The following is a 23,478-nucleotide window of genomic DNA, read 5'->3' as shown; positions in this document are numbered from 1 at the left end:
GGACAGAACCGAATCCGGGTCGGATGATCAAATGAGTGCGGTCGGCACCGGATGAGCGGTCACGAAGCATCCGGGTCGCAGCCCCCAAGGGGCAAAACAGCAAAAGAAGCGGTTTTCTGGCTTTATGCATGGGAAGCCGATCAAACCCCTCATCTAGGAGCGATCGTGGCGCGCGACAACGCGGCTCCCACCCCGACCCGGCACCAGGGCCTGCGCGAGTGGGTCGAAGAGATAGCGGCGATCACCCAGCCCGACCGGGTCGTGTGGTGCGACGGCTCGGAGGCGGAGTACGAGCGGCTGTGCGAAGAGCTCGTCGCAAAGGGCACGTTCAAGAAGCTCGACCCGATCAAGCGGCCCAACTCCTACTACGCCGCGTCCGATCCGTCGGACGTGGCGCGCGTCGAGGACCGCACCTTCATCTGCTCGGAGAAGGCGGAGGACGCCGGCCCGACCAACCACTGGAAGGCGCCCGCCGAGATGCGGGAGATCTTCACCGGTGAAAAGGGGGTCTTCCGCGGCGCGATGAAGGGCCGGACGATGTACGTCGTCCCGTTCTGCATGGGGCCGTTGGGCTCCCCGCTCTCCGCGATCGGCGTGGAGATCACCGACTCCGCGTACGTCGCGGTGTCGATGCGCACCATGACGCGGATGGGCCAGCCCGTCCTCGACGAGCTCGGCGAGGACGGCTTCTTCGTCAAGGCCGTGCACACCCTCGGCGCCCCGCTGGCGGAGGGCGAGCAGGACGTGCCGTGGCCGTGCAACTCCACCAAGTACATCTCGCACTTCCCCGAGGCCCGCGAGATCTGGTCGTACGGCTCCGGCTACGGCGGCAACGCCCTGCTCGGCAAGAAGTGTTACGCGCTGCGGATCGCCTCCGTCATGGCCCGTGACGAGGGGTGGCTGGCCGAGCACATGCTCGTCCTCAAGCTGACCCCGCCGCAGGGCGAGGCCAAGTACGTCGCCGCGGCGTTCCCGAGCGCCTGCGGCAAGACCAACCTGGCCATGCTGGAGCCGACGATCCCGGGGTGGACGGTCGAGACGATCGGCGACGACATCGCCTGGATGCGGTTCGGCGAGGACGGCCGGCTCTACGCGATCAACCCCGAGGCCGGCTTCTTCGGCGTCGCGCCCGGCACCGGCGAGCACACCAACGCCAATGCCATGAAGACCCTTTGGGGCAACTCCGTCTTCACCAATGTCGCCCTCACCGACGACGGCGACGTGTGGTGGGAGGGCATGACGGAGGAGACCCCGGCGCACCTGACGGACTGGAAGGGCAACGACTGGACGCCCGAGTCGGGGGTTCCGGCCGCGCACCCCAACGCCCGGTTCACCGTGCCGGCCGCCCAGTGCCCGACCATCGCGCCGGAGTGGGAGGACCCCAAGGGCGTGCCGATCTCGGCGATCCTCTTCGGCGGCCGCCGGGCCAGCGCGGTGCCGCTGGTGACCGAGTCGCTGAGCTGGCAGCACGGCGTCTTCCTCGGCGCCAACGTGGCGTCCGAGAAGACCGCCGCGGCCGAGGGCAAGGTCGGCGAGCTGCGCCGGGACCCGTTCGCCATGCTGCCGTTCTGCGGCTACAACATGGGCGACTACATGGCGCATTGGCTCAAGGTCGGTGCCGACAAGGACCAGGCGAAGCTGCCGCGGATCTACTACGTCAACTGGTTCCGCAAGGACGACGCGGGCCGCTTCGTGTGGCCGGGCTTCGGCGAGAACAGCCGGGTGCTCAAGTGGATCGTCGAGCGGCTGGCGGGCACGGCCGAGGGTGTCGAGACGCCGATCGGCGTGCTGCCCACCAAGGAGGCGCTGGACACCGAGGGCCTCGAACTCTCCGAGAAGGACCTGGAGTTCCTGCTCACCGTCGACAAGGGCGTCTGGCGCGAGGAGGCGGCGCTGGTCCCCGAGCACCTCAACACCTTCGGTGATCATGCACCGAAGGAACTGTGGGACGAGTACCGGGCGTTGGTGCGGAGGCTCGGCTGAGCGCCGCGCCGGGCCGCCCCGCACGTTGTCGGCCGCCCCGCCGCGGGGGGTTGCTGTTGTGCGCCTGCGGCGCGGGTTGAGTTGGCTGCCGCGCGGGGCTGTTGGGTGCGGTGACGAGTCTGCGGGGCCGGTGTGCAGGACGTAAAGCGAAGCGTCCTGGGCGCCGGCCCCTCCGGCCCGTTCCCTCCCGTTGCGGGTGGGAGAACTGCGGTGCGGGGCTGGCGCTTTCAGGCGCTGGCGAGGTCCGCGCCGTCGGCGTTGTGGGCGGCCAGTTGTTCCTCGGCCAGCTCGATGGCGTCGGCGTCGTCGCGCGAGGTGGCGACGGCCAGGGCGTTGCCGGCGAGGGTGTGGGCGCGCTGCCGGAGGGCCGGTATCCGGGCCGGGTCGCCGCCGGACGGCTCGGCCCGCAGCGGGAGTTGGCCGCTCAGCCGGGTGACCTCGGCGGCGATGCGCTCGGCCGCCGAGGCCAGCGCGGCGCGCTCGGCGGGGCACCCGGTCAGCGCGTGCAGTTCGTCGGTGACGGTGAGCAGGGCGGTGAGCTGCCCGGCGAGCCGGATGTCCAGCTCCTCCTCGCGGGAGCGGTGCGGGATCCCCTGGGCGACGGCCATGCTGTGGACCGACTTGGTGCGGATCGGTTCGTACATGGGACGGCCTCCTGAAAAAGTCCAGGAGGCCATCCTAGCTTAGACTCTGTCTAAAGTTGTGGTCCGTATAGAAGTCGCTGTGGGTCAGTACTGTCCGTAGCCGTCGAGGAAGGAGCCGATGCGGGTGACGGCGTCGGTCAGGTCGTCCTTGTTCGGCAGCGTGACCAGGCGGAAGTGGTCGGGCTCGGGCCAGTTGAAGCCGGTGCCGTGGACGATCATGATCTTCTCGGCGCGGAGCAGGTCCAGCACCATCTCCCGGTCGTCCTTGATCTTGTGGACCTTCGGGTCGAGCCGCGGGAAGGCGTAGAGCGCGCCCTTGGGCTTGACGCAGCTGACGCCCGGTATACGGGTCAGCAGCTCGTAGGCGGTGTCGCGCTGTTCCAGGAGCCGGCCGCCGGGGAGCACCAGGTCGTTGATCGACTGTCGGCCGCCGAGCGCCGTGGCGACCGCGTGCTGCGCCGGCATGTTGGCGCACAGCCGCATGTTCGCCAGGATCGTCAGCCCCTCGATGTAGGAGGCGGCGTGCGCCTTCGGGCCGCAGACCGCCAGCCAGCCGCTGCGGTAGCCGGCGACGCGGTACGCCTTGGAGAGGCCGTTGAAGGTCAGCGTCAGCAGGTCGGGGGCGAGCGCGGCGAACGGGGTGTGGGTGACGCCGTCGTAGAGGATCTTGTCGTAGATCTCGTCGGCGCAGACGATGAGGTTGTGCCGGCGGGCGATCTCGGCGATGCCGCGCAGCAGTTCGTCGTCGTAGACCGCGCCGGTGGGGTTGTTGGGGTTGATGACGACGATGGCCTTGGTGCGGTCGGTGACCTTGCGCTCGATGTCGGCGAGGTCCGGCATCCAGTCGGCCTGCTCGTCGCAGCGGTAGTGGACGGCGGTGCCGCCGGAGAGCGAGACCGAGGCCGTCCAGAGTGGGTAGTCCGGGGCCGGGACCAGTACCTCGTCGCCGTCGTCCAGCAGCGCCTGCATCGACATCTGGATCAGCTCGGAGACGCCGTTGCCCAGATAGACGTCGTCGACGGCGAGCTCGATGCCCTTGGTCTGGTAGTGCTGGACCACCGCGCGGCGGGCCGAGAGCAGGCCCTTGGCGTCGCCGTAGCCGTGTGCGGTGCCCACCGAGCGGAGGACGTCCTCCAGGATCTCGGGCGGGCAGTCGAAGCCGAACGCCGCCGGATTGCCGGTGTTCAGCTTGAGGATGCGGTGACCGGCCGCCTCCAGCCGCATGGCCTCCTCAAGGACCGGGCCGCGGATTTCGTAGCAGACGTTGGCGAGCTTCGTTGACTGGATCACCTGCATGACCGCCACTCTACGGGGGCGTACCGACACCCGCCGGGTGGTTTTCGCCACGTGGTGAGCAGAGGGTGAGTTGACGCTCACGGATTGCGAGGGGGTGGGGTGGTGCTGAATCCGTGGCGGGTCGGACGGCGGGCCGCGCGCCCTAGGGGGCTTCTGACGGATCTCCGCGGCGTCGCGGCGTCTGGCACGCCCGCTCGCGGCGTTGCCGACATGTCCCCATAGCTCCGCTATGGGGACATCCCGGCGCCTTGCGATCGCACGCGCCAGACGCCGCTCCTTCCTCCACGGAGATCCGTCAGAAGCCCCCTAGCCGCGCGGGCCCGGGGTGCGGCGGACGGTGCGGCCCGCCAGGGTGTCGGTGCGGTGGCCGTCCTCGATGACGAAGCGGCCGTCGATCAGGACGTGCGGGATGCCGACCGGCGGGGTGCGCGGGGCGTCGAAGGTGGAGCCGGCGGCGACCGTCTCGGGGTCGAAGAGGACCAGGTCGGCGCGGTACCCCTCGCGGACCAGGCCGCGGTCGGGCAGCCGCAGCCGGGCGGCGGGGCGGGAGGTCAGGTGCGCCACGCACTCCTCCAGGGACAGCACGCCCAGCTCGCGGACGTACCGGCCGAGGTACTGGGGGAAGGTCCCGTACGCCCGCGGGTGCGGCTTGGCGCCCTGGAGGATGCCGTCGCTGCCGCCGGTGTGGACCCGGTGTCGCATGATCTGCCGGACGTTGTCCTCGTGGCCGACGTGCTGGAGGATCGTCGGGCCCAGCCGGTCGGCGATCAGCAGGCGGCGAACGGCGTCCCAGGGGGCCTGGCCGCGGTCGGCGGCGCCGCGGGCGACGGTGCGGCCGACCCAGTCGGCCTGGGCGGGGTCGGTGACGCCGGAGATCTCGATGGCGTCCCAGTCGATGGGGACGCCGTGGCAGCCGTCCGAGCCCGCGACCTCCAGGGCGTGCCGGATCGACTCGGCGGTGGCGTCGTCCGCGAGCCGCGCCAGGATCGCCTCCGGGCCGCCCTCGCTGGCCCAACTGGGCAGCATCGCCACGAGCGTGGTGCAGCCGGGGGTGTACGGATAGGTGTCCAGGGTGATGTCGGCGCCGGCGTCCAGGGCGTCGTCCAGGAGGGCCAACAGCTCGGGTGCGCGGCCCTTGTTGACGCCGAAGTTCATGGTGGCGTGCGCCAGGTGCAGGGCGCAGCCGGCCTCCTGGGTGAGGGTGACCATCTCCGCGTACGCCTGGAGGGCGCCGGCGCCGTAGGAGCGGTGGTGCGGGCAGTAGTAGCCGTCGTAGTGCGCCACCACTCGGCACAGCTCGGTCAGTTCGGCGTCCGAGGCGTACATGCCCGGGGTGTAGGTGAGTCCGGAGGACAGGCCCACCGCGCCCTGCTCCAGGCCCTCGGCCACCAGGCGCCGCATCCGGGCCAGTTCGGCGTCGGTGGCCGGCCGGTCGTCCCAGCCCAGGGCGAGCATCCGGACCGTGCCCTGGGGGATGAGGTAGGCGGCGTTGACGGCGATGCCCTCGCCGCCGAAACCGTGGTCGAGGCGGTCGAGGTACTCGCCGACGGTGCGCCAGGTGAAGGCGAGGGAGTCGTCGCCGGGGCCCCCGCCGTTCCAGCCGGCGATCTGGGCGCGGACCGCGGCCAGTGTGCGGTCGTCCGCGGGGGCGTAGGACAGGCCGTCCTGGCCGAGGACTTCGAGGGTGACGCCCTGGGCGGCCTTCGCGGTGTGCGCCGGGTCGCGCAGCAGCGCCAGGTCGCTGTGGGCGTGCATGTCGATGAAGCCGGGGGCCAGGGCGAGGCCGGCGGCGTCCATGGTGCGGGTGGCGGACGGGCGGGGGCCGCCGGCCCCGGCGCGGTGGACGGCGGCGATCCGGCCGTCGGCCAGGGCGACGTCGGCGCGGTAGGAGGGGCCACCGGACCCGTCGATGACGCGTACGTCGCGGAACACGGTGTCCATGGCGGGCCGCCTTTCGTCAGACCGTCCCGGCCGTCCGCGCGGGCGAGTTGGGGACGGTGACGGCGCGCGCGGTCGGGGTCGGGGACGGGGTTGGGGATGACCCGGGGATCTCTCGGGGTGGTCGATCGGGGGTCGGGTCAGGGGGTGATCAGGGGGTTCTCGGGGTGCGCCGGGGCGAGTTGCGCACCCGGCGCGGGTAGCACGAGGACATGCAGAACGATCAGAAGAACGTGCGGATGAAGTCGACGACCGTCCCGTCCTGTTCGACCAGCGGGATCAACTGCCACTTGTCGAAGGAGGTGCACGGGTGCGACAGGCCCAGGGCGACCCAGTCGCCGACCTCCAGATCGCCGGCGTGCTCGGTGCGGACCCAGGCGTGCTGGTCGGACAGGCCGGTGACGGTGAGGCCGGTGGCCGGGCGCTGGGTGCCGTCCCGGCCGGAGCGCACGGCCTGCGCCTTCGGCAGATCGAGGTCGTACGCGGCGTCCCGCTTGCCGGCGTTGAGGAACGCCTGCTCCGGGGTGGGTCGGGAGACCACCTGCGCCCAGAGCCGGAAGGCGGGCTGTAGGGCGCCCTCGTCCGGCACCCGGTTGAAGGGGGTGAGGTGGTGGTAGTGCCCGTCGTCGTGCGAGACGTAGGCGCCCGAGCGCAGCAGCTTGAGGACGGGCGCGGAGAGTTCGGGGAGGTCGGCGAAGACCTCGGCCACGGCGTCGAACCATGCGCTGCCGCCGGCGCTGAGCACGATCTCGTCGAGGTCGGTGAAGCGGCCGGAGGCGTCGAGCTCGGCGGCGAGCGCGACCAGCCGCCGCAGCCAGGCGGTGACCCGCGCGTGATCGGCCTCGGGCACCTCGCCCTCGTAGCCGGCGACGCCGACGAGGCGGAGGGTGTCCACGCCCGCGATGGCATCGGCGAGTTCGCGGCACTCGGCCTCGGTGCGCGCGCCGGTCCGGGCGCCCTCGCCGGCGCCGAGTTCGATGACGACGTCCACGGGGCGGGTGGCCTCGGCGGCGCGCAGCGCGGCGTCCATCAGCTCGATGCCGCGCAGCGAGTCGACATAGCAGACGAAGCGGAAGTCCGGGTCGGCGGCGAGTTCGCCGGCCAGCCAGCGCAGCGCGGCGGCGTCGACGAGCTCGTTGGCCAGGAAGATCCGCTGGATGCCGAAGTCCCGGTAGACGCGGGCCTGGTGGGGGACGGCGGCGGTGATCCCCCAGGCGCCGTGGGCCAGTTGGCGGGCGAAGAGCTGCGGGGCCATCGAAGTCTTGCCGTGCGGGGCGAAGGCCAGGCCGTGCCGGGCGGTGTAGGTCTTAAGGAGGGCCAGGTTGTGGTCGAGGGCCTCGGCGGAGAGGGCCAGGACGGGGGTGGTGAAGCCGTCGGTGAAGAGGTTGCGGCGCTCGGCGGCCAGTTCGCCGACGGTGCGGCCGGCGGCATCCGGGGGGAGCGCCTTGAAGCGGTGATCGACGGTGTCGTCCGCGAGGTTGGTGAGTTCCCGCGCGAGCCGGTCGCCGGCCATGGAGCCTCCTCGAAGAGTGCGTTGCATGCTCTGCAACGCTCATTGCGCATATCGCTTAGAGCTGTCTAACATCCGGGCCATCGCCCGGTCAATGGTCCGAAAACACCGGCAGACGCCGGGGGAAACGCGCCGTGGCGCACGGCGGATCCGGCGCCGCGACCCGGCGGGGACCGCCCACCCGAGCGGTACGACGGCCCGCCTCCCGGCGGCAGCAGCGAAGGAGCGCAAGCGATCGTGACCACGCCCTGGAACGTCAGCGACACCCCCGTCCCGGCGGCCGACGCCGCCCCGGATGTCGATGTCGTCTGCCTCGGCGAGTCCATGGTCACCTTCCTACCCACCGTTCCCGGCCGGCTTGCCGACGTCCCCGCCTTCCAACGGGCCATCGGCGGCGCCGAGTCCAACGTCGCCTGCGCCCTCGCCCGCGCCGGCCACCCCACCCGCTGGGTCTCCCGGGTCGGCGCCGACGGCTTCGGCGACCACCTCGTCCGGGAGATCGCCGGGCACGGCGTCGACACCCGCGCCGTCCGGCGTGACCCCGACCGCCCCACCGGCATCTATTTCCGCACCGCAGGCGACCGCGCCACCGACGCCCACGAAGTCGCCTACTACCGCGCCGGTTCGGCCGCCTCCGCGATGGCCGCGACCACCATGGACCTGGCCGCGATCCGCGCCGGCCGGGTGCTCCACCTCTCCGGGATCACCGCCGCGCTCTCCGCGGACTGCCTCGGCCTGCTGCGCGCCCTCATGGCCCACCCGTCGCCCGACCCCCGCCCCTCATCGCCGTCGCTCCGCGCCGACAGCCCGCACTCGTCGCCCGACCCCCGCCCCTCGTCGTCGGCGCCCCGCGCCGCGCTTCGTCGCCCGGCAGCCGAGCGCCCCGTCCTGGTCGGTCCCGGTCGGCCGTTGCTCTCCTTCGACGTCAACTACCGCCCCCACCTGTGGTCCGGCGCCCAAGGGCCGCGGGTCCTCCTCGATCTGGCGCGCGCCGCCGACGTGGTGTTCGTCGGCGTCGACGAGGCCCAGGCCGCCTGGGGGCTGCCCGACCCGAGGGCCGTCCGCGCCGCGCTGCCCGAGCCGGAGACCCTGGTCGTCAAGCTGGGAGCGGCTGGTGCGCTGGTCTTCCGGCACGCCCCCGACGCCCCGGGGACGGACGAGGAGCCCACCGGCACCCTCGTCCCGGCCCCCACCGTCGACGTGGTCGCCGCGGTCGGCGCCGGCGACGCCTTCGCCGCCGGCTTCCTCTCCGCCACCCTCCGCGGACTGCCCCTGCGCACCCGGGTCCGGCACGGCCACCTCTGGGCCGCCGCGGCCCTCACCGTCCCCGGCGACCTCGCCGCACCCCCCGCCCGGCCGCTGGCCGACCGCCTTGCCGCACTCGACGACGCCTCCTGGGGGACACTGCACCTCGGCCCCGGCTGGACGCAGCCCACGGAGGCCGCGGACCAGGAGGTATCCACGTCATGAACGAGCGCAGCCAGAGCACCCCCGACGGGCGCGTCCCCGGCGGCGGCCGGGCCGAGCCGAAGGGAGCGCGCGCATGAGCCAGACCGTCGACCGCGCGCTGAGCATCCTGCCGCTGCTCGCCGAGGGCCCCGCCGACCTCGGCCAGGTCGCCGACCGGCTCGGGGTGCACAAGTCCACCGCCCTCCGACTGCTGCGCACCCTCCACGAGCACGGCCTGGTCTACCGCCAGCCCGACCAGCGCTACCGCCTCGGCGCCCGCCTGTTCGCCCTCGCCCAGGAGGCCGCGGAGCACCTCGACGTCCGCGGCATCGCCCACCCCCACCTCGTCGCCCTCAACGAGAGTTGTGGCCACACCGTCCACCTCGCCGTCTACGAGGAGAACGAGGTCCTCTACATCGACAAGGTGGAGAGCCGCTACCCGGTCCGGATGTACTCCCGGATCGGCAAGCCGGTGGCGCTCACCGTCGCCGCCGTCGCCAAGCTGCTCCTCGCCGACCTCCCCGAGCCCGAGCGCCGCGCCCTCGCGGCCCGGCTCGACTACCCCCGCTACACGTCCCGTTCGACACCCGACGCCGTGGCCTTCCTGGCCGAGCTGGCCAGGGTGCGCGAACAGGGCTGGGCCACCGACCTCGGTGGCCACGAGGAGTCCATCAACTGCGTCGGCGCCCCGATCCGCGGCGCGGACGGGCGGGTCGCGGCCGCGATGTCGGTCTCCGCCCCGAGCGTCGTGGTCAGCGCCGAGGAACTCCTCACCCTGCTCCCGCTGGTGCGCCGCACCGCCGACGCCATCAGCCGGGAGTTCTCCGGCACCACCAGCCCCGGCCACGAGCCGGCCCCGTGAAGCACGTCTGAAGGACACACATGAGCGAGAAGACCGCCCTCACCCCGGCCACCCACACCACCCCGCCCGCGAAGTTCTCGCACGGCGTCAAGAAGGGCAACATCCTCCAGGTCGCCGGCCAGGTCGGCTTCCTGCCCGCCGTCGAGGGCCAGGCCCCGACGCCGGCCGGCCCGACGCTGCGCGAGCAGACCCTCCAGACCTTCGCCAACGTCAAGGCCATCCTCGAAGAGGGCGGCGCCAGTTGGGACGACGTGATGATGATGCGCGTCTACCTCACCGACGTCGACCACTTCGCCGAGATGAACGAGATCTACAACGCCTACTTCGAGGAGCAGGGCCTCACCCAGCCGCCGGCCGCCCGCACCACCGTCTACGTCGGCCTGCCCAAGGGCCTGCTCATCGAGATCGACGCGCTCGCCGTCCTGAGCTGAGGCAGTAACACCCCTTGCACCGCCTGCCGTTAGCGCACCGCCGCGCTTCCCGCCCGCCGCACGGCACGGCGCCCCGTACGACCGGGGCGCCGTGCCGCGGTCCCCCCTTGCCTGGACACCCCTGACAACGGAGTCACCCATGGTCCTCGCTGCTACCCCCGCCGCCCCACCGACGCCACCCCACACCGGCGGGCTGCTGGCCCTGATACCGGGCACGCCGGGCCTGTTGACCGTCGCCGCCCTCGGCATCGTCCTGCTGCTCGTCCTGATCATGAAGGTCAGGCTCCAGCCCTTCGTGGCCCTGCTCGGGGTCTCCATCGCGGTCGGCCTGGCCGCCGGCCTCTCCGTCACCGAACTCTTCGGCACGGTCCAGAAGTCCGCCGCGGTCTCGATGATCGAGAGCGGCATGGGCGGCATCCTCGGCCACGTCGCCATCATCATCGGCCTGGGCACGATGCTCGGCGCGATCCTCGAAGTCTCCGGCGGCGCCGAGGTGTTGAGCTCCCGGCTGCTCGCCCTCTTCGGCGAGCGGCGCGCCCCGCTGGCGATGGGCCTGACCGGCCTGATCTTCGGCATCCCGATCTTCTTCGACGTCGGCATCTTCGTGCTGGCCCCGATCGTCTACGCCGCCGCCAAGAAGAGCGGCAAGTCGATCGTGCTCTACGCCATGCCGCTGCTGGCCGGCCTGTCCATGACGCACGCCTTCCTGCCGCCGCACCCCGGACCGGTCGCCGCGGCCGGCCTGTTCAAGGTCGATCTGGGCTGGACCATCGTCATGGGCGTGCTGTGCGGGGTGCCCGCGGTGCTCGCGGCCTGGGGGTACGCCGCCTGGATCGGCAAGCGGCTCTTCGTGCCCGTCCCGCACGACATGGTCGAGGCCGCCGAGGAGGCCCGGGCCGCGGTCGCCGCCGAGCGGGCCGCCGCCGGGACCGCGCCCCCGGAGAAGCCGGTCCCGCTGGCCACCGTCCTCGCCATCATCGGCACCCCGCTGCTGCTGATCCTGCTGGCGACCTTCTCCTCCATCGTGCTGGCGCCCTCCACGGGCCGCTCGGTCGTCGAGTTCTTCGGCCACCCCTTCGTCGCCCTGACGCTTGCGCTGCTGCTGGCGTACTACCTGTTGGGCATCCGCCGCGGCTGGTCCCGCGCGTCCCTGGAGCGGGTCTCCACTGCCTCCCTCAAGCCGGTCGGCAACATCCTGCTGGTCGTCGGCGCCGGCGGGATCTTCGGCGCGGTCCTCAAGGGCAGCGGGGTCGCCGACGCGCTGTCCGACACCTTCCACCACGTCGGCCTGCCGGTGATCGTGCTGGCCTATCTGCTCTCGCTGGTCCTGCGGGTGGCGCAGGGCTCGGCGACGGTGGCGATCGTGACGACCGCCGGCATCGTGCTGCCGCTGGTCCAGTCCCAGGAGCTCTCCCAACCCGCCCTGGCCCTGGTCATCATGGCGATCTCGGCCGGCTCGATCTTCGCCTCGCACGTCAACGACGGCGGCTTCTGGATGGTCAGCAAGTACTTCGGGATATCCGAGCGGGACACCCTGAAGTCCTGGACGGTGCTGGAATCGGTGCTGTCGGTCGCCGGCTTCGCGGTCGCGGCGCTGGTCAGCCTGGTGGTCTAGGGCGCCTCTGACGGATCTGTGCGGCGTCGCGCCGCGCCGCCCCGTTGCGCGGAGGGGTGATTCTCCGTCGGCCCGGTGGCCCGGTGGCCCGTGCCGGGGTAGGCATCCTCGACGCCGTTCCCGCGCCCCGGGAGGGGCAACTTCCGCTCGATTCGCGGAAATTCATTGCCGTGCGGCCGGCGCCGGCGAACAATGCGCGTGACAAAACCGGATCGGCGGAAGGGAACTGCCGCCGTGGAACTCCGGACACATCGCTGAGAGGACCCCCCACATGTCTCGACCTCTCGTCGGCACCCTGGCCACCGCCGTGTTGGGCGCGGCCGCCCTGGTGACCGCAACCCCGGCGGGCGCCGCCCCGGTCGGCGCCGCCGCGCACCTGAGGCCCGCGCCGCCGCACACCAAGGCCGTCGACTTCGCCGGTACGGTGGCGCTGGACGACTGCTCCGGCTCGATCGTCAAGATGCCCACCTCGCAGCCGGACGACCCGGCGCTGGTGATGACCAACGGCCACTGCCTGGAGAGCGGGATGCCCTCCCCGGGCCAGGTCATCGTCGACCAGCCCTCCAGCCGCGACTTCACCGTCCTGGACAAGTCGGCGGGCGAGCTCGGCTCGTTGCAGGCCACCAAGGTCGTCTACGCGACGATGACCGACACCGACGTGACGCTGTATCAGACCGGCTCGACCTACGCGCAGATCGAGCAGCAGTACGGCATCAAGCCGCTGGAGCTGTCCACGGAGCACCCCGCCAAGGGCGCCGGGATAACGGTCGTCTCCGGGTACTGGAAGAAGACCTACACGTGCAGCATCGACGGCTTCGTCCCCACCCTGAAGGAGGGCGGCTGGAGCTGGAAGGACTCGGTCCGCTACACCCCCGAGTGCAAGACGATCGGCGGCACCTCGGGCTCGCCGGTGGTCGACAACGCCACCGGCAAGGTCACCGCCATCAACAACACCGGCAACGAGAACGGCGAGCGCTGCACGGAGAACAACCCGTGCGAGGTCGACGCGAACGGCAACGTCACCGTCCACAAGGGCACCAACTACGCCGAGGAGACCTACACCATCCCCAAGTGCTTCGGCGCCGGAAACGCGTTGGACCTGAACGGCGCGGGGTGCACCCTGCCCAAGCCGTCGGGCGTCCGCCGCTGAGCACGTCGACCGGCGGTCGGTGAGCGCCGATCGGCGAGCGGCCAGGTCCCGCGCACCGCGTGCACGGGACCTGGCCTTGGGGGGTGGCGTCTTGGAGGAGTGCCCTACGGGGCGCCCGTTGCCGCGCGCCGCCTACGGGCCGCCGGTTACGACATCCCGTGCACGTGCCCGCCGACCTGGCTGGCGAACGCCCCGCCGTTGGCCGCGTCCCAGTTCGTCGACCAGGCCATCGCGCCCCGCAGCCCCGGATAGGTCTTGGGCGGCTTGAACGAGCCGCAGTTCTTGCCCGCCGTCAGGCAGTCCAGCGCCGCGTTGACCACCGACGGGGAGACGTACCCGCTGCCGGCCGCGCTGGGTGAGGCCGGCACGCCCAGGCCCACCTGCGACGGGTCGAGGCCGCCCTGCAACTGGGTGCAGGCGAGCGCGGTGAGGAAGTCCACCGACCCCTGGGAGTAGACCTTGCCGTCGCAGCCGTTCATCGAACCGCTGTTGTAGAACTGCGTGTTGACGACGGTGAGGAAGTCCTTGATGGCCAGCGCCGTCTTGAAGTACTCGTTCTGCGGCGACAGCATGTCGATGGTCTGCGGGGCCATGGTCACCACGACGTCCGGGTGCTTGGCGTGTACCGCCTTCAACGCCTGCGTCATATAGGTGGAGTTGAGGCCGTTCTCCAGGTCGATGTCGACGCCGTTGAAGCCGTACTCGTCCATCAGGCCGTTGATCGAGTCGGCGAAGTTCTGCGCGGAGGCGCCGTCGTTGACCGAGACCGCGCCCTTCTCGCCGCCGACGGAGAGCACCACCGACTTCCCGGCCGCCTGCTTGGCCTTGATGTCCGCCGTGAAGTCGTTGGCCGAGGAGTAGCCGACGGCCGGGTCGAGGTGGAAGGTGACGGCGCCCGGCTTGTCGGCGGTGTCGGCGAAGGCCACCGCGATGATGTCGTAGGCGTCGTCGACGTCCTTCAACTTCTGTACCTTCGCGCCGTTGTTGAAGTTCTGCCAGTAACCGGTGACGGCGTGCTGGGGGACGGCCGTGGTGCGGGCCGCCGGGCCGGTCGCCGCGGCGGGTTCCGCGGGGCCGGCGGCGACCAGGCCGGCCGGGGCCAGTACGGCGGCGGCCAGCCCCGCCAGCAGGCGGCACGTGCCGGTCTTCGTCCCTCGTGCGATGCGTGCGCGAACCACTACTGCCTCCGTGTGGGGGGTCGTTGGGGGAGTGGTGCCGGTGCGCGCTCAGGGGCCCCTGGGCTTGCCGTACAAGGTGGTCCAGACCAATAAACGGTGTCAAGGGCCGTGTCGGAAGCGGGTGTTCCGATGTTTGCCGCTTGAGCGGCATGCGGGGTTTCCCTGTGGACCAACGGGCAAGACGAGTAGCCCAGAACGTGTTCTCCGGGACGTATCTCTGTGGATAAAGTGCAGAGCGTATGGCGCCGATGGCGCAGAGCTGTGCCGATCCGCGGTCCCGGGAACGCCGGAGGCCGGAAGGAGTGGGGGAGCGACGTGCCGACCGCGATTGCAGTCACCAGCCCGGACCTTGCGCTGCCCTCGACCGATCGGCACACCCCCGCCGCGGTCGTCCTGCGGGACCCGGTCCTGGCGCCGCTGGACGAGGCCCTGACGGAGGCCAGCGCGGTCCTGGAGCACCACGGCCACCTCGTCGTCCTGTACTCCGCCGCCTGCCCGCCGGAGCACGTCCGCCGGCTGCACACCCTGCGCGCCGTCCTGGAGAGCGACCGGATCGCGATCCTGCCCAGCGCCCTGCCGCCGCTCGGCGTCGCGGTACTCGCCCGCCAGCTCCGCCAGTTGTCGGTCTGCGACTTCAGCCCCGGCGTGCTGGCCTGCGCCGCGCGGCTGTTGGCGCACTACGTGCACGCCGGCGCCCTGCTCGGCAGCGTCGCGGGGTTGGACCGGGTCGAGGTGGACCTGCGCTCCCACGTGAAGTCCTGGCTGCCCGGCACCCACTTCGCGGTGCTGGCCACCCCGCAGCCGCAGTTACTCCACCTCGATCGGCACGGCACCCACGCCGGGCTCCGCCCGCCCGGCTTCACCACCCAACTCGCCGTCGCCCGCGGCCAGCTCACCGCCGACTGGGTCACCTCCGCGCTCGCCCCCGCCTGGCAGGTGCAGGGCGTCTACGAGGCGCGCCTGCCGACCGAGTCCGCCCGTTGGTGGGGCACCCAGAAGCTGATCGAGTTCGCCGCCGCGATCCCCGATCCGGCGCTGCTGTGCCGCCTGGTGGCGTCCGTGCGGCGGGCGGAGTGCGCCTGGTGCGGGCAGGAAGTCATCGGCGAGCACTGCGCGTTCTGCGCGGCGCCGCTGGCCCGGGAGCGGTCCGGGGGCTCCGCAGGACGGGAACCGGCGGCCATAGCCGGGGCGCCGCCGGCGCCCGCCCCCGTCCCGGGTGCGCCCCACGGGGGTGCGCCCGCGGCCCTCCCGGCCCCCGCGCCCGACCCGTCCGGCTCGCCGCTGCGCCAGCGCGGGCTGTCGCCGGTCGCGCCCGCCGGCGTCCCCGGGGTCGTCGGCATCACCGGCGTCCCGGACCGGACCGACGCCCCCCGCGGCACCGGCGCACCCCCCATCACCGGAGCGCCATACACCCCAGATGCCCCCGGTATCCCTGGTGCCCCTGGTGTCACGGGTGCACCGGGGCTCACCGGCTTCCGCGGCGGCGCCCCCGCCGGCCGTGGCGGAACCGGCCAACTCGACGTCCGCGGACCGGCGTTCACGCCCGGCGGCGTCCCGCGCTCGGCCGGCCTCCCGCCCGTCGGCCCGCGCGGCCTGCCCGGCCACCCGGACGTGCCCGGCCACCCCGACCTGCGCCCCCGGCCCGGCGGCGCGCGGACGGCGGCCCCCGTGCGCTGACCCGGCCGAGACCCAAGCCCCCTCGACGCCCCGGAGCGGGCGGGCCCCGCAGCCCCGCCCGCTCCCGTCCCCCACCCCGCCCCGAGTGCCCCGCCCCCGTCCCGATCGAGGTCCCCCACCCATGAACTCACGCCAGCGCCGCGGAGTGATCCTGCTGCTCCTGTCCGTCCTCTGTGCGGTCGGCGCCTTCATCGGCGTGCTGTCGGTGATCAGGAACGTCGAGTCCAAGGTCGGGCCGGAGAAGACCGCCTACCGGCTCAAAACGGATGTGGCGGCCTATAAAACGCTGGATCCGGGGCAGTTCGAAGAGGTGAAGATCCCGCAGCGGTGGCTGCCGCCCACCGCCGTGACCCAACTCGACGCGGTCAGCGGCAAGATCGCGGTCACCCCGCTGAAGAAGGGCTCGCTGCTCCAGGACGACATGATCGTCGACCGGCCGGCGCTCCAGTCCGGCCAGCAGGAGATCGCCATCATGATCGACGCCGCCACCGGCGTGGCCGGCAAGATCAACCCCGGTGCCCGGGTGAACATCTACGCCACCTTCGACGGCCGCCGCCCCGAGGACAAGCCGGTCTCCAAGGTCATCGTGGCCGGCGCCCAGGTCATCGACGTCGGCAGGCTGACGCCCCTGGAGGCCAAGGACCCCGGCGGCGCCTCCGCCACCAGCCGCCAGCCCGGCCAGGCCGTCCCGATCACCTTCGCGCTCGACACCCAGGACGCCCAACGGGTCGCCTACGCCGAGTCCTTCGCCTCCCACGTGCGGCTCGCCCTGCTCGCCCCCGGCACCCAGACCACCATCCCGCCCGGCGAGCGCACCTACACCCTCGACGGCGACAAGTGACCCGGAGGCCCAGGTGACCATCCGCATCCTCCCGGCAGTCGGCGACCCGGACGCCGCCCGGGCCCTGACCGCCCTCCTCGGCCAACTCCCGGGCGCCGAACCGGCGCCCGCCGTCCCCGACTCCACCGCCCTGTTGTCCACCCTCGCCGGCGCCGCCGCACCGGGCGCCGCCCCGCCGCCGGCCCCCAACGGGCCCGCGCCCGCGCCCGCCGGACCGGCCGCCGCCGTCCAGGCGCTCCCCGAAGTCGTCCTGGTCCACGAGCGGATCGGCCCGCTGCCCGCCCTGGAGCTGATCCGCGAGGTGGCGCTCCGCTTCCCCGCCGTCGGCGTCGTCCTGATCACCGCCGACGCCGGCCCCGCCCTGTTCTCCGCCGCGATGGACGCCGGAGCCCGCGGCATCGTCGGACTGCCCCTGGGCCAGGAGGAGTTGGCCGCCCGGGTACAGGCCGCCGCCCAATGGGCCACCGGCGTGCGCGTCCACCTAGGGGGGAACCCGGACGCGTTGCCCGCGCCCACCGGCACGCTCGTCACCGTCACCGGCGCCAAGGGCGGCGTCGGCACCACCGTCACCGCCGTCCAACTGGCCCTCGCCGCCCGGGCCGCCGGCCGCCGGGTCGCCCTGGTCGACCTCGACCTCCAGTCCGGCGACATCGGCTCCTACCTGGACGTCCAGTTCCGCCGCTCCGTCGTCGACCTCGCCGGCATCCAGGACCTCTCCGCCCGGGTCCTCAACGACGTGGTGCACGCCCACCACACCGGCCTGGGGCTGCTGTTGGCGCCCGAGGAGGGCGAACGGGGCGAGGAGGTCGACGACCGGGCCGCCCGCCAGATCCTCACCGCGCTGCGCTCCCGCTACGACGCGGTGATCGCCGACTGCGGCTCCCAGATGCAGTCCGCCAACGCCGCCGCCGTCGAACTCGCCGACACCGCCCTGCTGGTGACCACCCCCGACGTGGTCTGCGTGCGCGCCGCCAAACGGCAGGTCCGGCTCTGGGACCGGCTGCGGATCCGCAAGGCCGAGGACACCACCACCGTCGTCAACCGCCTCACCCGCCACACCGAGATCCAGCCGGCGCTGGTCGCCAAGGCCACCGGCACCCGCGTCGCCCGCACCCCGGTCCCCGCCGCCTTCAAGGAACTCCAACCCTGCGTCGACGCCGGCCGGATGCAGGACCTCGACGCCCGCTCCACCGTCAAGGCCGCCCTGTGGGCGCTCGCCGGCGAACTGGGCCTGGCCGGCGCGCCGGCCGAGCCCCCGCCCCGCGGCGGCCACCGCGCCCGCCCCATGCTCACCGGGCGCAAGCGCAAGGCCCTCACCACCGGGGCGGCTCCCGGACCCGGGACGGTTCAGGGTCCGACCCCGACCCCGCCCCCGGGCCCCGGCGCCCCCACCGCCGGCCGGTTCGGCGCCCCCGCGGCCCCCGGCCCGTACGACCCGGCCGCCCCCTACGAGGAGGGCTGAGCGATGCGGCGTCCCGCACGGCCCGGCCGGACGCCGGGCGACCGCGGCCGCGACGGCGAGCGCGACCGCGGCCAGGTCACGGTCGAGTTCCTCGGGCTGCTCCCGCTGATCCTCGGCGTCCTCGTCCTGCTCTGGCAGTGCGCCCTGGTCGGCTACACCTACGTGCTGGCCGCGCACGCCGCCGACCGGGGCGCCCGGGCCGCCACCGCCACCGAGGCCGGCGGCCCCGGCGCCTGCACCACCGCCGTCACCCGCCAACTCCCGCGCGCCTGGCACGACGGCGCCAGCACCGCCTGCACCACCGAGGCGGGCCTGTGGAAGGCCACCGTGCACCTCAAGGTCCCGGTGCTCTTCCCCGGCGCCGGCACCTTCCCGTGGACGGTCACCGGCACCGCCGGAGCCGCCGAGGAGGCACCCGCCCCATGACCCGTCGAACCCGCACCCGGGCGCGCGACCGCGGCTCCGCCTCCCTGGAGTTCCTCGGCGTCCTCCCGATCCTCCTGCTCGTCGCCCTCGCCGCCGTCCAACTGGGCCTGGCCGCCTACGCCGTCCAACAGGCCGGCACCGCCGCCCGGGCCGCCGCCCGCACCGCCGCCATGGACCCCGTCGACCAGCGGACCGACCCGACGTCCGCGGGCCGGGCGGCGATCAGCAGTTGGGTCGCCGACCGCGCCGCCATCACCGTCGGCGGCTCCGGCGACACCGTCACCGCCACCGCCACCGTCCAGATCCCCTCGATCCTCCCCGGCGCCGACTTCGGCTCCGCACGCCGGAGCGCCACCATGCCCCGCCCCGAAACGTCCGCCCTCGGAGCGTCGGCGCAACCACCCCGCACCGCAGCAGGAGCGCCTCCGCGATGAGCCTCAAAGCCCGCATCGTCGCACCCGAACCGGCCGGCGAGGACCGCCAGGACGGCCACCTCGTCGCCGTCTACCGCGCCAAGCTGCTGGAGGAAATCGACCTCGCGGAGATGTCCGCGCTGACCGCCGCCGAGCGCCGCTCCCGGTTGGAGCGCGTCCTGGGCCACCTCATCAGCCGCGAGGGCCCGGTCCTGTCCACCGCCGAACGCGCCCAGCTCATCCGCCGGGTCGTCGACGAGGCCCTCGGCCTCGGCGTCCTCGAACCGCTCCTGGAGGACGCCTCGGTCACCGAGATCATGGTCAACGGCCCCGACCGGGTCTACGTCGAACGGCACGGCCGGGTCGAACCGGTCCCCGTCCGCTTCGCCTCCCACGAGCAGCTCATGCAGACCATCGAGCGGATCGTCTCCACCGTCAACCGCCGCGTGGACGAGTCCAATCCGATGGTCGACGCCCGCCTCCCCACCGGCGAGCGGGTCAACGTCATCATCCCGCCGCTGGCCCTCGACGGCGCCACCCTCACCATCCGCCGCTTCCCCCGCGCCTACACCCTCGCCGAACTCATCGGCATCGGCACCCTCGACGAGCAGTTGCTGATGCTGCTGGCGGGGCTGGTGCGGGCGAGGTTCAACGTGGTGGTCTCCGGTGCCACCGGCGCCGGCAAGACCACCCTCCTCAACGCCCTCTCCGGGCTCATCCCCGACGGCGAACGCATCATCACCGTCGAGGACGCCGCCGAGCTCCAGCTCCAGCAGAGCCACGTCATCCGCCTCGAATCCCGCCCGCCCAACGTCGAGGGCAAGGGCCGGATCACCATCCGCGACCTGGTCCGCAACTCCCTGCGGATGCGCCCCGACCGGATCATCGTCGGCGAGGTCCGCGGCGGCGAGACCCTCGACATGCTCCAGGCGATGTCCACCGGCCACGACGGCTCGCTGGCCACCGTCCACGCCAACAGCGCCGAGGACGCCCTGATGCGCCTCCAGACGCTCGCCTCCATGTCCGACGTCGCCATCCCCTTCGAGGCGCTCCGCGACCAGATCAACAGCGCCGTCGACTGCCTGGTCCAACTCACCCGGCACGCCGACGGCACCCGCCGGATCAGCGAGGTCGCCCTGCTGGACTCCCGCGGCCACCAGGACTACCGCCTGGTCACCGTCGGCCGTTTCGAGGCCGAACCGATGGGCGCCGACCGCGTCGTGCACGGTGCCTTCCGCTACTTCCCGCTGCCCCGCCGGGTCGCCGAACGCCTCTTCATGGCCGGCGAACCGGTCCCGCCCGCCTACGGCGTGGCCACCACCGACGACCAACTCGCCACCCGGAAGGCCACGTCATGACCGGCGGGAACCTCCTCGCCCTGCTCGCCCTCGCCGCCACCCTCGCGTGCGGCGCGCTCGCCGTCGCCGGCGTCCGCGCCTACGCCTCCGGACGCGCCCAACGCCAGGCCATCGTCGACCGGCTCGACGACACCGGCGCGCTCCCCACCCCCGCCCGGCACCGCCGTTTCCGCTCCGTCGACCGCACCCTGCGCACCACCCGCCTCGGCCGCCGCCTGGAACTCCGGCTGGCCGCCACCGGGTTGGACGTCACCCCCGGCGAGTTCTTCGTCGCCATGGTCGGCGCGGTGATCGGCCTGTGGGTGGCCGCCCAGGCCGTCCTCGCCCCGTTCTTCGGGCCGATCGCCGCCGTCATCGCCGTCTGGGCCGCGTTCGCCTTCCTCGCCTGGCAGCGGCAGAAGCGGATCGAGAAGTTCATCAACCAACTCCCCGAACTCTCCCGCATCCTCGCCAACGCCACCCAGGCCGGCCTCGCCCTGCGCACCGCCCTGGCCATGGCCGCCGAGGAGCTGGAGGCCCCGGCCGGCGAGGAACTGGCCAAGGTCGCCGGCAAACTGGCCGTCGGCCACTCCGTCGACGAGGCCCTCGGCGAGCTCGCCGAACGGCTCCCCTCCCGCGAACTCGTCGTACTGGTCACCACGTTGGTCCTCGCCAACCGCGCCGGCGGCACCGTCGTCGGCTCGCTGCGCAACCTCACCAAGACCCTGGAGGAGCGCAAGGAGACCCGCCGCGAGGTCCGCACCCAGCTCTCCCAGGTACAGGTCACCGCCTACGTCGTCCCGCTGCTCGGCCTCGGCACCCTGCTGCTGATGAACCGCATCGCACCCGGCGCCATCGACCGGATGACCTCCTCCCTCCTCGGCCAACTCGCCGTCGTGGCGGCCTTCGTCCTCTACGGGCTCGGCTTCTTCCTCATCCGCCGGCTCTCCAAGATCGACGTCTAGCGCGACGCCCGGGTGGGCCCCGAGCCCGCCGGAGACCGCCCCGACGTCCAGGTACAGGTGATCGGTAACCCATGGCAATCGCAATCGTGCTGGCCCTCGCCCTCGCCCTGTCGGTCGTCGGCATCGCGTGCGGCATCGCCCTCTACCGCCGTGAGGCCCGGCTCCCGCCCGACCTCACGCTGTCCCTGGAGGTCGGCGCCACCCGGACCACCGCCGTCGGCTCCGCCGTCGACCGCACCGGCATGCGCTACGCCCCGCTCGTGCTGCGGCTGATGGGCGACAAGCGGGTGGCGAAGGTCCGCCGCCGGATCGACCTGGCGGGCAACCCGGCCGGCCTCACCGTCGACCGCTACGCCGCCCGCCGCGCCGTCTACGGCGCCCTGGGGTTCTTCGGCGCGCTGGTGATGTTCCTCAAGGGACAGCCGCTCCTCGGCGTCCTGATGGTCCTCTTCGGCCTCTTCTGGACGGAAGTGGGCATCTGGGCTGCCATCCGGCAACGCAAGGACACCATCGAGCGCACCCTTCCGGACTTTCTCGACGTGCTGGCCGTCGTGGTGAGTGCCGGGCTCGGCTTCCGTCAGGCCCTGGACCGGGTCGCCGAGAAGTACGAGGGCCCCTGGGCCGACGAACTCCGCATCACCCTGCGCCAGATGGACATGGGCGTCAGCCGCCGCGCCGCCTTCGAAGAACTGCGCAAACGCAACGACTCCGAACAGGTCGCTCAGTTCGTCACCGCCCTCCAACAGGGCGAGGAACTCGGCGCGCCGATCGTCGAGACGCTCATCCAGATCGCCAACGACATGCGCCGCACCGACGCCCAGAACGCCCGCCGTCGGGCCGCCCGCGCCGTCCCCAAGGCCACCATGGTCGTCACCACGTTCATGGTCCCGGCCACGATGATCCTGCTCATCGCCGGTTTCTTCCTCGGCTCCGGCACCGACTTCGGCTCCCTGATGGGCAGCTGACCCCGGGGTGCCGGCGCGCCCCCGGACCTGACCGCCGCCGTCGCCCGGCCGGATGCGACCGGTCCCGGCCCCGGCAATCCCGTCAACACCTTCGCAGGCGCAACGAGTTGTGCCACAGTGGGTGCGCCGACCGGCCCGCCGCACCGCACCGCGGCCGCCGGTCGGACCGCATGGGCAGGCCGCCCCCGCAAGGGGCGGCGATCCGGGGGGAGTCGGAAGGGGCGGGCGGTGGTCGAGATGGCGCGCGATGGCCGAAACGTGGTGCCCGATCCCTCGTTGGTGGTTTCGGATGAGGTTCGGAATCCCTGTTCCGGGAAGGCCGTTCCGGCGTACTTTTCTCGTGTCCCGCGCGCGGACGGGCGCACCACGGGGACCAACCGGCCGGACCAGAGCGGAACGGCGGCCCACGGAGGGGAAGACCATGGCGAAGCGGATCGTGCGGAACGACGATCGGGGACAGACCTCGATCGAGTACCTCGGCATCATCGCGGTGGTCGTGGCGATCGTCCTGGTCCTGTCGACCACGGACTTCGGCAGCCAGATCGCCAACGCGATCGCCAACAAGATCTCCGACGTCGTCGGGATCTGACCCCCCACACCCCGCCCGTGCCGGCCGCCACCGTCACGCGCCGCCACCGGCGCGATGCCGGGCAGACCCTGCCGATCTACCTCGTCGCGATCGGCGGCCTGCTCTTCCTCGCGCTCGCCTTCTTCGCCGTCGGCCAGGCGGCCGCCACCCGCAACGGCGCCCAGACCGCCGCCGACGCGGCCGCCCTGGCCGCCGGCCAGAAGTACCGCGACGAGCTGCGCAGGGGCGTCCTCGCCGGGCTGCGCGACGGCACCGACGCCACCGACCCGGCCGCCTGGGCGGCGCTCCTGGACGGCCGCGGCGCGCCCTCCGACACCGCCTGCCAGAGCGCCACCTGGTTCGCCGGGCGCAACGACGCCGCGGTGACGTCCTGCACCCCGGACTCCTGGCCGACCTCCTTCGCGGTCACCGTCACCTCCCGCCACGCCGTGGGCGATTCGGTCATCCCCGGCACCGGACGCACCCACGCCGCGGCCCGGGCGACGGCGATCGTCACCCCCCGCTGCACCCTCGCCCCCCCCCGCCCGACGGCACCCCCTCGCCCCACCCCACTCCCACCCCCGCCCCCACCACGGGGTCCGGCGACGGCAAGGACCACGCGCCCGCACCGCACACCCTCACCTGCGACGGCAAGGGCTTCCCGCTCGACCTCGACCACCTCCCGGAACTCCCCCCGGCCGCCGCCCTGTTCTCCGTACGCCTGGCCCGGTGACCTTCACCTCCTCCCGAGCCCCCCCCGCACCTCCA

Annotated in this window: 20 protein-coding genes and 1 pseudogene; 16 read left to right on the top strand and 5 right to left on the bottom strand. The window is 72.9% G+C overall.

What is annotated here, in order from left to right; genetic code table 11:
• Positions 1-165 precede the first annotated feature (165 nt).
• Positions 166-1,983, top strand: a complete 1,818-nt coding sequence (locus PV796_RS14955) for a phosphoenolpyruvate carboxykinase (GTP) (protein WP_274913623.1) — start codon at positions 166-168, stop codon at positions 1,981-1,983.
• Positions 1,984-2,210: 227 nt separating this feature from the next.
• Here the strand turns inward: PV796_RS14955 and PV796_RS14950 are convergent, their stop codons facing one another.
• The 4 genes from PV796_RS14950 to PV796_RS14935 form a co-directional block, all read right to left on the bottom strand.
• Entirely contained in the window at positions 2,211-2,627 is a 417-nt protein-coding gene (locus PV796_RS14950; protein WP_274913621.1) for an SCO4983 family protein, read from the bottom strand.
• A gap of 84 nt (positions 2,628-2,711) precedes the next feature.
• Complete coding sequence (locus PV796_RS14945) at positions 2,712-3,923, bottom strand: pyridoxal phosphate-dependent aminotransferase (protein WP_274913620.1); 1,212 nt, start codon at positions 3,921-3,923, stop codon at positions 2,712-2,714.
• Between the two features lie 306 nt (positions 3,924-4,229).
• Positions 4,230-5,864, bottom strand: a complete 1,635-nt coding sequence (locus PV796_RS14940) for an N-acyl-D-amino-acid deacylase family protein (protein WP_274913619.1) — start codon at positions 5,862-5,864, stop codon at positions 4,230-4,232.
• A gap of 220 nt (positions 5,865-6,084) precedes the next feature.
• Positions 6,085-7,374: an amino acid deaminase gene (locus tag PV796_RS14935; RefSeq protein WP_274913618.1), complete on the bottom strand. Its 1,290-nt coding sequence runs from the start codon at positions 7,372-7,374 to the stop codon at positions 6,085-6,087.
• Between the two features lie 234 nt (positions 7,375-7,608).
• Here PV796_RS14935 and PV796_RS14930 point away from each other — a divergent pair, with 234 nt between their 5' ends.
• The 5 genes from PV796_RS14930 (at position 7,609) to PV796_RS14910 (ending at position 12,878) form a co-directional block, all read left to right on the top strand.
• Entirely contained in the window at positions 7,609-8,841 is a 1,233-nt protein-coding gene (locus tag PV796_RS14930; RefSeq protein WP_274913616.1) for a sugar kinase, read from the top strand.
• Positions 8,842-8,914: 73 nt separating this feature from the next.
• On the top strand, positions 8,915-9,682 hold the full coding sequence (locus PV796_RS14925) for an IclR family transcriptional regulator (RefSeq protein WP_274913614.1): 768 nt from the start codon (positions 8,915-8,917) through the stop codon (positions 9,680-9,682).
• A 20-nt stretch (positions 9,683-9,702) separates the two neighbouring features.
• Positions 9,703-10,113 (top strand): RidA family protein, encoded by a 411-nt coding sequence (locus tag PV796_RS14920; protein WP_274913613.1) that lies wholly within the window; start codon positions 9,703-9,705, stop codon positions 10,111-10,113.
• Between the two features lie 139 nt (positions 10,114-10,252).
• On the top strand, positions 10,253-11,728 hold the full coding sequence (locus tag PV796_RS14915; protein ID WP_274913611.1) for a GntP family permease: 1,476 nt from the start codon (positions 10,253-10,255) through the stop codon (positions 11,726-11,728).
• Positions 11,729-11,999: 271 nt separating this feature from the next.
• Positions 12,000-12,878 carry a S1 family peptidase gene (locus PV796_RS14910; RefSeq protein WP_274913609.1) on the top strand — a complete coding sequence of 293 codons (879 nt, stop codon included), beginning with the start codon at positions 12,000-12,002 and terminating at the stop codon, positions 12,876-12,878.
• A gap of 146 nt (positions 12,879-13,024) precedes the next feature.
• Here PV796_RS14910 and PV796_RS14905 read toward each other — a convergent pair whose 3' ends face one another.
• On the bottom strand, positions 13,025-14,056 hold the full coding sequence (locus tag PV796_RS14905; RefSeq protein WP_376564541.1) for a chitinase: 1,032 nt from the start codon (positions 14,054-14,056) through the stop codon (positions 13,025-13,027).
• A 315-nt stretch (positions 14,057-14,371) separates the two neighbouring features.
• Here PV796_RS14905 and PV796_RS14900 point away from each other — a divergent pair, with 315 nt between their 5' ends.
• The 10 genes and pseudogenes from PV796_RS14900 to PV796_RS14855 all read left to right on the top strand — a co-directional run.
• Positions 14,372-15,733, top strand: coding sequence for a hypothetical protein (locus PV796_RS14900; RefSeq protein ID WP_274913608.1), 1,362 nt, complete (start codon positions 14,372-14,374; stop codon positions 15,731-15,733).
• Positions 15,734-15,854: 121 nt separating this feature from the next.
• Complete coding sequence (gene cpaB / locus PV796_RS14895; protein ID WP_274913607.1) at positions 15,855-16,574, top strand: Flp pilus assembly protein CpaB; 720 nt, start codon at positions 15,855-15,857, stop codon at positions 16,572-16,574.
• Between the two features lie 13 nt (positions 16,575-16,587).
• Positions 16,588-18,036 (top strand): AAA family ATPase, encoded by a 1,449-nt coding sequence (locus tag PV796_RS14890; RefSeq protein ID WP_274913606.1) that lies wholly within the window; start codon positions 16,588-16,590, stop codon positions 18,034-18,036.
• A gap of 3 nt (positions 18,037-18,039) precedes the next feature.
• On the top strand, positions 18,040-18,462 hold the full coding sequence (locus PV796_RS14885) for a TadE family protein (protein WP_274913604.1): 423 nt from the start codon (positions 18,040-18,042) through the stop codon (positions 18,460-18,462).
• Positions 18,459-18,896 carry a TadE family protein gene (locus tag PV796_RS14880; protein ID WP_274913603.1) on the top strand — a complete coding sequence of 146 codons (438 nt, stop codon included), beginning with the start codon at positions 18,459-18,461 and terminating at the stop codon, positions 18,894-18,896. The genes PV796_RS14885 and PV796_RS14880 overlap by 4 nt, the downstream gene beginning before the upstream one ends.
• Positions 18,893-20,233, top strand: coding sequence for a CpaF family protein (locus tag PV796_RS14875; RefSeq protein ID WP_274913602.1), 1,341 nt, complete (start codon positions 18,893-18,895; stop codon positions 20,231-20,233). Before PV796_RS14880 ends, PV796_RS14875 begins: the two co-directional genes overlap by 4 nt.
• A complete protein-coding gene (locus tag PV796_RS14870) occupies positions 20,230-21,177 on the top strand; it encodes a type II secretion system F family protein (RefSeq protein ID WP_274913600.1) in 948 nt (315 codons plus the stop codon). Before PV796_RS14875 ends, PV796_RS14870 begins: the two co-directional genes overlap by 4 nt.
• Positions 21,178-21,248: 71 nt before the next feature.
• Positions 21,249-22,142: a DUF5936 domain-containing protein gene (locus PV796_RS14865; RefSeq protein WP_274913599.1), complete on the top strand. Its 894-nt coding sequence runs from the start codon at positions 21,249-21,251 to the stop codon at positions 22,140-22,142.
• A 421-nt stretch (positions 22,143-22,563) separates the two neighbouring features.
• Positions 22,564-22,731, top strand: a complete 168-nt coding sequence (locus tag PV796_RS14860; RefSeq protein WP_274913598.1) for a hypothetical protein — start codon at positions 22,564-22,566, stop codon at positions 22,729-22,731.
• Positions 22,732-22,748: 17 nt separating this feature from the next.
• Positions 22,749-22,871, top strand: a pseudogene (locus PV796_RS14855) (pilus assembly protein TadG-related protein); the annotation flags it as partial.
• Between the last annotated feature and the right edge of the window lie 607 nt (positions 22,872-23,478).

The organism is Streptomyces sp. WZ-12 (genome assembly GCF_028898845.1).
Taxonomy (GTDB): domain Bacteria; phylum Actinomycetota; class Actinomycetes; order Streptomycetales; family Streptomycetaceae; genus Streptomyces.
This window is presented reverse-complemented; position numbering and strand designations above follow the sequence as displayed.

What these genes read in the sequence shown, in the direction of transcription:
- PV796_RS14950 (WP_274913621.1), bottom strand. Translation starts at nt 2,627, where the DNA reads ATGTACGAACCGATCCGCACCAAGTCGGTCCACAGCATGGCCGTCGCC.
- PV796_RS14945 (WP_274913620.1), bottom strand. Translation starts at nt 3,923, where the DNA reads ATGCAGGTGATCCAGTCAACGAAGCTCGCCAACGTCTGCTACGAAATC.
- PV796_RS14940 (WP_274913619.1), bottom strand. Translation starts at nt 5,864, where the DNA reads ATGGACACCGTGTTCCGCGACGTACGCGTCATCGACGGGTCCGGTGGC.
- PV796_RS14935 (WP_274913618.1), bottom strand. Translation starts at nt 7,374, where the DNA reads ATGGCCGGCGACCGGCTCGCGCGGGAACTCACCAACCTCGCGGACGAC.
- PV796_RS14925 (WP_274913614.1), top strand. Translation starts at nt 8,915, where the DNA reads ATGAGCCAGACCGTCGACCGCGCGCTGAGCATCCTGCCGCTGCTCGCC.
- PV796_RS14920 (WP_274913613.1), top strand. Translation starts at nt 9,703, where the DNA reads ATGAGCGAGAAGACCGCCCTCACCCCGGCCACCCACACCACCCCGCCC.
- PV796_RS14915 (WP_274913611.1), top strand. Translation starts at nt 10,253, where the DNA reads ATGGTCCTCGCTGCTACCCCCGCCGCCCCACCGACGCCACCCCACACC.
- PV796_RS14910 (WP_274913609.1), top strand. Translation starts at nt 12,000, where the DNA reads ATGTCTCGACCTCTCGTCGGCACCCTGGCCACCGCCGTGTTGGGCGCG.
- cpaB (WP_274913607.1), top strand. Translation starts at nt 15,855, where the DNA reads ATGAACTCACGCCAGCGCCGCGGAGTGATCCTGCTGCTCCTGTCCGTC.
- PV796_RS14885 (WP_274913604.1), top strand. Translation starts at nt 18,040, where the DNA reads ATGCGGCGTCCCGCACGGCCCGGCCGGACGCCGGGCGACCGCGGCCGC.
- PV796_RS14880 (WP_274913603.1), top strand. Translation starts at nt 18,459, where the DNA reads ATGACCCGTCGAACCCGCACCCGGGCGCGCGACCGCGGCTCCGCCTCC.
- PV796_RS14875 (WP_274913602.1), top strand. Translation starts at nt 18,893, where the DNA reads ATGAGCCTCAAAGCCCGCATCGTCGCACCCGAACCGGCCGGCGAGGAC.
- PV796_RS14870 (WP_274913600.1), top strand. Translation starts at nt 20,230, where the DNA reads ATGACCGGCGGGAACCTCCTCGCCCTGCTCGCCCTCGCCGCCACCCTC.
- PV796_RS14865 (WP_274913599.1), top strand. Translation starts at nt 21,249, where the DNA reads ATGGCAATCGCAATCGTGCTGGCCCTCGCCCTCGCCCTGTCGGTCGTC.
- PV796_RS14860 (WP_274913598.1), top strand. Translation starts at nt 22,564, where the DNA reads ATGGCGAAGCGGATCGTGCGGAACGACGATCGGGGACAGACCTCGATC.